This window comes from Stenotrophomonas sp. P5_B8 (genome assembly GCF_054049855.1).
The window spans coordinates 1-9963 of the sequence record NZ_JBFULO010000127.1 but is presented as its reverse complement, the minus strand read 5'-3'; the positions used below and the strand labels follow the sequence as shown (position 1 = coordinate 9963).

Annotated in this window: 8 protein-coding genes; 2 read left to right on the top strand and 6 right to left on the bottom strand. The window is 68.9% G+C overall.

Annotated features, from left to right (window positions below; translation table 11 throughout):
• The coding region (locus ACXJKH_RS09260; RefSeq protein ID WP_457319206.1) for a gluconolaconase at positions 1 to 1425 on the bottom strand (1425 nt) is incomplete at its 3' end.
• 108 nt (positions 1426 to 1533) lie between these two features.
• Here ACXJKH_RS09260 and ACXJKH_RS09255 point away from each other — a divergent pair.
• Positions 1534 to 3069 (top strand): tetratricopeptide repeat protein, encoded by a 1536-nt coding sequence (locus ACXJKH_RS09255; protein WP_457319205.1) that lies wholly within the window; start codon positions 1534 to 1536, stop codon positions 3067 to 3069.
• A 39-nt stretch (positions 3070 to 3108) separates the two neighbouring features.
• Here ACXJKH_RS09255 and ACXJKH_RS09250 read toward each other — a convergent pair whose 3' ends face one another.
• Positions 3109 to 3882, bottom strand: a complete 774-nt coding sequence (locus ACXJKH_RS09250; RefSeq protein WP_457319204.1) for a lytic transglycosylase domain-containing protein — start codon at positions 3880 to 3882, stop codon at positions 3109 to 3111.
• A gap of 104 nt (positions 3883 to 3986) precedes the next feature.
• The gene (cycA, locus tag ACXJKH_RS09245; RefSeq protein WP_256775116.1) at positions 3987 to 5366 is read right to left on the bottom strand and encodes a D-serine/D-alanine/glycine transporter; all 1380 of its coding nucleotides are present in this window, start codon (positions 5364 to 5366) and stop codon (positions 3987 to 3989) included.
• 258 nt (positions 5367 to 5624) lie between these two features.
• On the opposite strand from cycA, the gene ACXJKH_RS09240 reads away from it, so the two are divergent.
• Positions 5625 to 7226: an EAL domain-containing protein gene (locus ACXJKH_RS09240; RefSeq protein ID WP_457319203.1), complete on the top strand. Its 1602-nt coding sequence runs from the start codon at positions 5625 to 5627 to the stop codon at positions 7224 to 7226.
• 21 nt (positions 7227 to 7247) lie between these two features.
• On the opposite strand, the gene ACXJKH_RS09235 is transcribed toward ACXJKH_RS09240, so the two are convergent.
• From ACXJKH_RS09235 to ACXJKH_RS09225, 3 genes are all read right to left on the bottom strand, one after another.
• Positions 7248 to 8219, bottom strand: coding sequence for a polysaccharide deacetylase family protein (locus ACXJKH_RS09235; protein ID WP_457319202.1), 972 nt, complete (start codon positions 8217 to 8219; stop codon positions 7248 to 7250).
• A 107-nt stretch (positions 8220 to 8326) separates the two neighbouring features.
• Positions 8327 to 9544, bottom strand: coding sequence for an MFS transporter (locus tag ACXJKH_RS09230; RefSeq protein WP_457319201.1), 1218 nt, complete (start codon positions 9542 to 9544; stop codon positions 8327 to 8329).
• A partial coding sequence (locus tag ACXJKH_RS09225) for a serine hydrolase (RefSeq protein ID WP_457319200.1) occupies positions 9541 to 9963 on the bottom strand: 423 nt, incomplete at its 5' end. The genes ACXJKH_RS09230 and ACXJKH_RS09225, both read right to left, overlap by 4 nt.

The window sequence follows — 9963 nt, the reverse complement described above, 5'->3', positions numbered from 1 at the left end:
GCGCTGCAGCTTGCCTTCGTCGTTGAACAGCGGCTGCCAACGCGGGTCGAACGGACGATCGGCCGGGTCGCGCCCGACCTTCATGTGGATGTACTTGAGCCGGTCCAGCACCAACCCTTCGGCCTGCCCGCCCACCGACCAGGTCGGGGTCGGGCTGCTGACCTTGCCATCGGCGATGGCCAGCACGGTCTGGCCGACATCGCCGCGGATATCGAAGCCGCCATGCAGGTGGTGCCGGCTTTCACCGTGGAAATCGCCACGCACTTCGCCCAGCGTGCCGACGACTTCATGCCAGCTTTGCTGCGGGGCAAGCGKCCAGCGCCCGKCGGTCGCCGGCAGGGGCGCATCCGCCGCCGGCCCGGTCAAGGCCGGGGGTGCGACCGCACCGGCGGCAAGCGCGCCGATCCGATGCACCCGATACGCGGCCGCGTCGGCAACCAGCAGGCGGCCATCGGCGTCGAGCGCGATGCCGGCCGGACGGGCGAGGCGCGGCTGCGTTTCGGCACCGAGCAACGCGATCTGGTGCCCCTGCGGCGTCACCTGCACCAGCCGCCCGCCGGTGTCGCCCACGTACAGCACGTCGTCGTGGGTGACCACCACCGACAGCGGCCCGTTCACCAGGCCGCCGTCGGCCACCTGCGTGCGCAGCGTGCCATCCGGCGACAGGCGACGGATCGCATTGTTGTACAGATCGGCGATCAGCAGATTGCCATGCGCATCCAGTGCCAGCGCCACCGGGGTATCCAGCCCGGCGTCGCCGCCGATGCCATCCACGGTGCCCGGGCGCTCGCCACCGGCCAGCGTGCCATCGGTCTCTATCACGCGGATGCGATCGTTGTAGGTATCGGCCACGAACACCCGGCCATCAATACCCACCGCCACGCCCATCGGCCCGTCGAAGCGCGCCTGCGCGGCGGCACCATCGGCGAAGCCGGCCTGGCCGTCGCCGGCCACCGTGCTCACCGCGCCATCGATGCCGATCCGGCGGATGCGGTTGTTGCCGGTGTCGGCCACATAGACATTGCCAGCGGCGTCCAGCGCGATGCCCGACGGCGTATTGAACTGGGCCTGCAGCGCCGGACCGTCGCGCCACCCCTCACCGTTGCCGGCCAGCGTATCCACGCGCCCATCCGGATAGAGACGACGGATGCGGTTGTTGTCGCCGGCGTCGGCGATGTAGGCCACCCCGTTGGCGTCCAGTGCCACCGCGTAGGGATCGGAGAACCGTGCCTGCGCACCGGCCCCCTCGCGCGAACCGTCCACGCCATCGCCGGCCAGTGTTTCGATCCGCGCCTGCCAGCCGAGCACCGTCGGCACCGGACCGGGCGCGATCACCGCCGGCAGCGGTCCCTTGAGGAACGTCCACGCCAGCCCTGCCGCGGTGATCACCGCCACCGCCGCCATCATCCAGTGCCAACGTTTCATTGCGTTCCCTGTCCGTTCGAGGGCACGACCATAAACGTTGGCCGCGCTGCTGCAAAGCCCGTGCGCTTGTGCGTTTGCCGGGTTCCGGGTTCAATCGATGCTCATTCCATGGAAGGACGCCCCATGCCCGGCCTGCGACACCGTCTCGCCGTTCCCCTGCTGCTGGCCCTGTTCGCCACGCCGGCGCTGGCTGCCTCCATCGATGCTGCCACGCCTGCGAATCAGACGGCGCAGCCGTTGGCACAGACGTTGGCCGATACCATCACGCTGGCCGAGAACGGCGACAGCGTCGGCGCGCTGCTGGGCTTTGAGCGCGTGTTTGCCGATCCCGGCTTCACGCAGCTGCCCGAGTCGCTGCGCCTGGACGGCTGGATCACCGCCGGACGTGTTGCGTTCAACGCACGCCAGGCGCGCGATGCACGCCGCTACCTGGATGCCGCGCTGAAGCAGGCACCGGACGACCCGCGCGCCCTGTATGTGCTCGGTCGCCTGCTGCTCTGGCAGCAGCAGCCGGTCCAGGGCGCCAGCCTGATCACCCGCTCGCTGCGCGCCTCGGACCAGTTCCTCGGCGACTTCGATGCGGCGATGGCCTACGCGCTGGACGAACAGCTGCACGACCAGCCCGAGGTCCGCCGTGCACTGCTGCAGGTGCTGTTCGACCGGCAATGGCAGGACGACGGCATGGAGCCCGGCGGGCTGTGGCTGACGCTCGCCACCCTGCAGGCCGATGCCGGGGAGCACGCGGCGCTTGCCGCCACCGTGGCGCGCATCGATACGCCGATGGACGTGGTGACGTTGCGCAGCGACAAGCGCTTTGACGCCGTGATCAACCGCCGCGATCCGCGCTTCGATCCGCTGCAGTCCGCACGCCGCCACGTCGATGCGTTGCGTGTGGAAGGCCTGCTGCGTCCCGAGCGCGGCGATCGCATCACCGAGCTCACCGATACCCTGCTGCTGATGGGCGAGCACGAACAGGTGCTGAGCACCACCGAGGCGCTGTACACGCGGTTGGCCGCCGCCGGTGCGTCCCCGTCCTTCCGCGGCGCCGATTACGCGGCCTGGATGCTGATGCACCGCGCCACCGCCGAGCATCGCCTCGGCCGCGATGCACAGGCCGAGGCCACACTGGTCCTCGCCAGCACGCTGCATGAGCAGGCGCCGGCGTTCAATCCGCTGATGCGGCTGTACCTGGCCAGCTGGTACCTGGGCAAGCAGCAGCCCGAGCGTGCCCTGCAGACCCTGGACGGCCTGGAAGAAGGCGAGATCTACGGCGAATATGTGCGCCAGTGGATACGCTTCAATGCCTATCGCACACTCGGCGACGGCGAGCGCTCGGCGCAGGCGCGGCAGTGGCTGCAGTCCAACAAAGGCGAAGGCCGCAGCGTGTACCTGGAGGTACTGATCGGCGAAAACCGGCTGGATGACGCGGCGGCGTGGCTGGTCGCCGCGCTGCAGGACAAGGCGCAGCGCCAGGACCTGCTGCAGCTGCTGCAGGACTTCCGCATGCTGCCGCCGATGCCCGCCGATATGGAAAACGAGAAACGCTGGGCGCAGTTGTTCAAGCGCCGCGACGTGCGCGCCGCCGTCGACGCGGTGGGCCGCATCGAGACCCAGCCCATCTACGGCCGCAGCGTCTGGCGGTGATCCCCGCCGCCGGCCCGTGCATCGGGCCGGCGACCGGCGCTACTTTGCCGGCGTCTCCACCTTGAACCCCATCGCCTCGCGGTAGCGCACGTACAGCGTGCTCACCTTGTCCACGTAGTCCAGGGTCTCGGCATACGGCGGCACGCCCTTGTAGCGGGTCACCGCGCCGATGCCGGCGTTGTAGGCGGCCGCCGCCAGCGTACGGTCGCCCTTGTAGCGCTTGAGCAGCGCCTTCATGTACCGCGCGCCGCCATTGATCGACTGCTCGGCCGAGAGCGGATCGGCCACGCCGAACTCGGTGGCCGTATCGGGCATCAACTGCATCACCCCCTGCGCGCCCTTGGGCGATATCGCGCCCGCATCGAAGCCGCTCTCGGCATGGGCGATCGCCCGCAGCCAGGCGTCTTCCACGCCGGTGGCCTTTGCCGCGGCCTTGAACTGCTTGGCATGGCGGTTGAGCTGCGGCGTACCGACCTTGCCCAGCCCTTCATGCGCCGGCTCACCCGGCGGCGTGGCTACGGTGAATTTCAGGAACACCCGCGAACCTGGCAGGTTGCGCGTGGAATAGACCATCCCGCCGTCCTGCTCGCGCTCGTACAGGGTGCCGCTGAAGACCCCCATGTTGCCCCACAGGTTGGGCGTCTGCACCGCGTTGTCATCCACCTGCTGCGCGGTGCATTGGGAGCCGGGCTCGGGCGCGGTGGCCAGGCTGACCGTGTTGTTCTGCACACAGCGGTACACCGTGCGCGCCGACGCCTCCCACGGCAGCAGCAACGACAACAGGGCCAACGCGGCAGGCAGGGTCGGGTTCATGGGCTCGGTTCGGGGCACGCCAGTCGTGCGGCGCGATCATCCGGCCCAGGCTGCGAACCGAAGGTGAATACCGGGCCCGCCAGGAGGGCGGACCCGGCCGACGCTCAGCGCGGGCCGCCGATCAGCCGCTTGCCGGCGTAGCCCAGGCCCAGCAGCAGGAACCACAACGGGCTGATCGCCAGCGCGTAGAGGGTGTCCGGCTGCAGGGTCAACAGCACCAGCACGAACACGAAGAACACCAGGCACGCCACGCACATGGCCACGCCGCCGGGCATCTTGAAGGTCGACGCCGCGTGCAGCTGCGGGCGACGGCGGCGGTAGACGATGTAGGAACACAGGATCAGCGACCACACGAACATGAACAACACCGCCGCCAGCGTGGTGACCAGGGTGAACGCGGTGACCAGGTTGGGGATCAGGTAGATCAACATCGCGCCCAGCAGCAGGCAGATGCAGGAAAACAGCAACCCGCGCGCCGGCACCGCCGCCTTCGACAACCGCGCAAAGAAGCTCGGCGCGTGACGCTCCTCGGCCAGCCCGTACATCATCCGGCTGGTGGAGAAGATGCCGCTGTTGGCCGAGGACGTGGCCGAAGTGAGCACCACGAAGTTGATCAGGCTGGCGGCGGCGGGAATGCCGGCCAGCACGAACAGCTCCACGAACGGGCTCTTGCCCGGCACCACTTCGCGCCAGGGGGTGACGGCCATGATCGCGATCAGCGCCAGCACATAGAACACGATGATGCGGATCGGGATCGAGTTGATCGCCTTGGGCAGGTTGCGCTCCGGATCGGCCGTCTCGGCCGCGGTCGTCCCCACCAGCTCGATACCGACGAAGGCGAACACCGCGATCTGGAAGCCGGCGAAGAACCCGGCCAGGCCCATCGGGAACATCCCGCCGTCATTCCACAGATTGGCGAAGGTGGCCTGATGGCCCGACGGCGCGGTGAAGCCCCATGCCACCAGCCCGAAGCCGGTGATGATCAGCGCGCAGATCGCGATGATCTTGATCAGCGCGAACCAGAATTCCATTTCGCCAAACAGCTTGACCGTCACCAGGTTCAGGCTGAGCAGCAGGATCACGCACATCAGCGCCGGTATCCACGGCGCCAGGTCGGGGAACCAGAACTGCGCGTAGGCGGCGATTGCGATCACATCGGCGATCGCGGTGATGATCCAGCAGAACCAGTAGGTCCACCCGCAGAAGAACCCGGCCCACGGCCCCAGCAGGTCGGTGGAGAAGTCGATGAAGGACTTGTACTCCAGGTTGGACAGCAGCAGTTCGCCCATCGCGCGCATCACGAAGAACAGCATCGCGCCGATGATCAGGTAGACCAGGATGATCGACGGACCGGCCAGGCTGATGGTCTTGCCCGAGCCCATGAACAGGCCGGTACCGATGGCCCCGCCGATGGCGATGAGCTGCAGGTGGCGGTTGGACAGACTGCGCCGGAGGTGCTCGGGCGGGGCGGCAGGATCGGACATGGGCTCAGGCCAGGCGGGGCGAAGGCCATGAACATAGAAGAGCGCGGGCGGTTGCGCTACTGCCGCGTCAGTCCGGCCTCGCCATCGGTTGTCGTCTTCACCCTGCAACGCACCCCCYGACCCCGACACTGGCAGTGTCCCGGCAGGCGTCACGGGCAAACCCTGTTCCAATCCCCGCTCGCAGGTGGTGATATAGCGCGCATCGGGGCTGCGGCCACGGACGCCGTTCACCATCCCCCACCGGGCATCGAGGTCTGCTTGAACCGCGCCAGGATCATCGCCGCCACTGTGTTGTTCGCCCTGCTGGGCGCGTTCGTGCCGATCGCCACCGTGGCGTACTTCACCTGGGCCCGGGCCACCGAGGCCGAGCAGGACCGCCTCCAGCTCACCGCCGAACGCACGCTGCTGCGCGCGCACCGCGCCTATGAAGCCGGGCTGGTTGCCCTGCGTCGCCTCAACCAGAGCGCGTTGGAGCCGTGCTCGGCCGACCACCTGCAGTTGATGCGCAGCCTGGTGCTGAGCACCCACTCGGCCGAGCAGGTCGGCTACTTCGAGGACGGTCGGCTGCGCTGTACCTCGTGGGGCATGATGGACAAACAGGTGCCCACGCCCACCCCGGACCACACCACGGCCGATGGCGCCGGCATCACCCTGGGGGTGCGTCCGGTGGCCGGCGATGGCACCGCCCTGCTTTCGGTGTATCTGGGCCGGTACGACCTCCTGGTGGACCCGGCGCGTTTCGTGGATGTCATCACCGATCCCAACGTGCGCCTGGCCGTGGCCAGTCCGGACGGGCGCCTGATGGCGCAGCAGGACATCCTCGACCAGCAACTGCTGCAGCGCCTGCTGCGCGACCCGCACAGCGGGATGGACAGCCACACCCTGTACGCCACCGCGCAGGACCAGGAATGGCTGGCCGTCGCCACCGCGCCGCGCACCGACCTGATGGCCAGCTTCCGCAGGCAGTTCCGGCAATTCATTCCACTGGGCGTGCTGGGCGCGCTGGCGGCGGTRGCGCTGGTGGTCTGGCTGTCGCGGCGGCGGCTGTCGATGAAGGCCGAGCTGGCCACGGCCGTGCGCAAGCGCGAGTTTTTCATGCACTACCAGCCGATCATCGAACTCGACACGGGCATCTGCGTCGGTGCCGAGGCGTTGGTGCGCTGGTCGCGCCCGGACGGCAGCCAGGTGCGCCCGGACCTGTTCATCCCGCTGGCCGAAGAGCACGGCCTGATCGAGGCGCTGACCGACCAGGTCATCGAACTGGTGATCGCCGACATGCGCGCGCTGCTGGTCCAGGACCGCAGCGTGCACATCGCCATCAACCTGTCCGCCGGCGATGTCAGCAGCGGGCGGGCGCTCAAGGTACTGTCGGCCCGTCTGGCCGGCACCGGCATCCACCCGCAACAGATCTGGCTGGAAGCCACCGAGCGTGGCTTCATCGACGTGCAGCGCGCGCGCAATACCCTGGCGCTGGCCCGCCGCGCCGGGCATTGCGTGGCCATCGATGATTTCGGGGTGGGCTATTCCAGCCTGCAGTACCTGCAGCAATTGCCGCTGGATGCGCTGAAGATCGACAAGTCGTTCATCGACGCCATCGGTACCGACAGCGCTACCAGCCCGGTCACCTCGCACATCATCGACATGGCCAAGACGCTGGGCCTGTTCACCGTGGCCGAGGGCATCGAAACCCCCGCGCAGCTGGCCTACCTGCAGGCGCGCCAGGTGGAGTTCGGACAGGGCTGGCTGTTCTCACGGCCGTTGCCCCCGGAGGCGTTCGTCGCCTTCCATCACCAGCGCCTGCAGCAGTACGGCAAGGCCCGCGAAGACATGCAGAACCCCAACGCGGTGGTGGAGGACTGAGCCCTGTCCGGTGCATCGGGCTCATTCGTCGGCAATGCCTGCCAGTTCCAGCACCCAACGCGGCACCTTCGGTTCGCCGGCATAAAAACCGCGCGGCTTGCCGTCGGCCATCGCCCAGCGGTGGATCCAGCTGATCCCCCCGGCGCCGTTGTAGCCATCGGCGTGCGCATAGGCCGGGTCGTCCAACGCCTGTTGCAGCGAGATGAAGGTGTAGCCACGCCGCTTGGTCGCTGCGATCAACTCGCCGATGCTGTCCGCATTCAACGCATTGGCGTGCATCAACCACACCTGTGCCGGCAGGCGACCCAGCAACCGCTGCGACTGATCCTCGTAATAGGCCAGCTTGTTGAGCATGTAGGGCACATAGCCACGCCGCAGCTGGCGCAGGCGCGTGTCGCGCAGCACCGGATCGGTTTCGGTATCGCGTACGTGGTCGTAGGCGAACGCCCAGATCCACTCGCTGTTGTCGACCGTGACCGGCGCGATGCGATAGCCATGCTGGTCCAGGAACGCAGCCAGCGCCGCCCGCTGCTGCGGGGTCTGGCCCGCGCGCAGGTACGGATGACGGAACCACCGTGGCGCCTGGCCGCGCTCTGCCAGCAACGGGCGCAGGGTCTTTTCGCCGTCGAGGATGTCCTGCTCGTAGGCATCGAGCCCGATCGCATGCAGATCGACATGGCCACGGGTGTGGTTGCCCAGCTCGAACCCGGCATCGCGCCAGTCGCGCAGCATCTGCACGCGCGTCGGCTGCACCGTTCCGTCCTGCTCCAGCTTGATCTCGTTGACGAAGCCCACCACCGGCACCCGTGCTGCGCTCAGCGCGGCCAGCAGCTGCGCATACCGCTGCGCCAGTTCCGGGTCGTTACGCTCATCCAGCCGCTGCCAGGGCAGGTCGTCGATGGTCAGCGCGATGCGTTGCGCCGGCGATGCCTGCACCGCGCCGGCCACGGCCAGCACGCCCATTCCCATCCATCGCAACACGGTACGGCGCACGCCATGCTCCAGCCTATGATCCCGACACCAGCATAACGCCCCCATCCCCGCCCCACTGTTCAACGCGAGGCCGGTAGAGCCGGGCCTTGCCCGGCTGCGCGTCCACCTCAGTGCTCGGCGGCGGCCCACGCACGCGGTCGCCGCAGCACCACCGCCAGGGTCATCGCCAGCAACGTCAACAGCACGGCCGGCAGCCAGCGTTCGCCCAGGGTTTCCAGCATCACCCCGCCCACCACGCCCCCGATGGCGATGGCCAGGTTCCAACCGGTCACCACGAACGACTGCGCGATATCACCGGCAACCCCGGCACGCCGCGCCACGGCGGTCTGGAACTGGGTCGCCACGCCACCGAAGGCGACGCCCCACACCACCGTGCCCAGCACCAGCACCGACGACGAGGTCGGCCACAGCGCGAACGCCGTTGCGGCCAGCACGAAGGCCACCGTACTGGCGATCACCAGCACGCGCAGCCAGCGGTCCACCCATATCCCGGTGATCCAGATGCCCAGCAGCGCGGCTACGCCGAACACCAGCAGCAGGCGGTCCAGCCACGGCGCCGCACCGGCCAGCGCAGCGAACGGCTCGATGTAGGTGTACAGCACGTTGTGCGCCAGGATGTACAGGAACATCGTCAGCAGCGCCGCGCGCATTCCCGGCAGCCGCCACACCTCGCCCAGGCGCTGCCGTGCGCCCGCGCCCGGTGCCGACAACGCCGGCAACGCCAGCCGTGCCCACAGCAGCAGGCCCACGCTGAGCAGCGACATCAACCCGAACGCCCAGCGCCAGCCAATGGTCTGCCCGAGCAGCGTACCGGCGGGAATGCCCAGCGACAGCGCCAACGGCGTGCCCACCATCGCCACCGCGATGGCGCGGCCCTGCAGGCGCGGCACCACCATGCGGCTGGCATAGCCGGCCACCAGCGACCACAGCAGGCCCGCGCTGATCCCGGCGATGAAGCGCGCCACCAGCATCACCGCGTAGTGCTGGGTGAAAGCGGTGATCGTGTTGACCACCACGAAGCCGCCGATCGCCGCCAGCAACAACGGCCGCCGTGGCAGGCGCTGGGTCAGCGCGGTCATCGGCAAGGCCGCCACCAGCGAGCCGATCGCATAGATGGTCACCAACTGCCCGACCAGCGCGCGGCTCACGCCCAGGTCGGTGCTCATCGGCGACAACAGACCGGCCGGCAATGCCTCGGTCAGGATGGTCACAAAGCCCGCGCAGGCCAAGGCCAGCAATCCTGCCAGCGGCAGGCGCTCCGACGCGGCCGGCTCCACAGCCAGCGCCGCGGCGCCGGCGTCCCCGCTCATGCCCGCGCCGCTCATGCCGACGCCTCCACCGCGGCGTACACCGCATCGCGCAGGTGATCGACAAACGCGCCGTGCATGCCTTCGTACAGGGTATTGGTCAGGGCGACCACGCTCAGCCCGCGCGCCGGATCCACGAACCAGCTGTGTCCGTATGCGCCACCCCAGCGCCAGCTGCCGGGTGCCTGCGGCGTGGCCGTCGAGCCGGCATCGTCCAGCACCGCAAAGCCGAGTCCAAAGCCCCAGCCCGGCGCATCCGGCGGGCCCTGTTCGCCCACCTGCGCGCGCGCCATCGCCGCCACGGCCGTGGCCGGCAACCAGTCGCGGCGCGATTCCCCACGCAGCGCTTCGAGCAGGCGCATGACGTCGTCGGCCGTCCCGACCATGCCGCCGCCCGCCGAGGCGAACGCCGCCGGATCGCTTGCACGGGCCAGGCT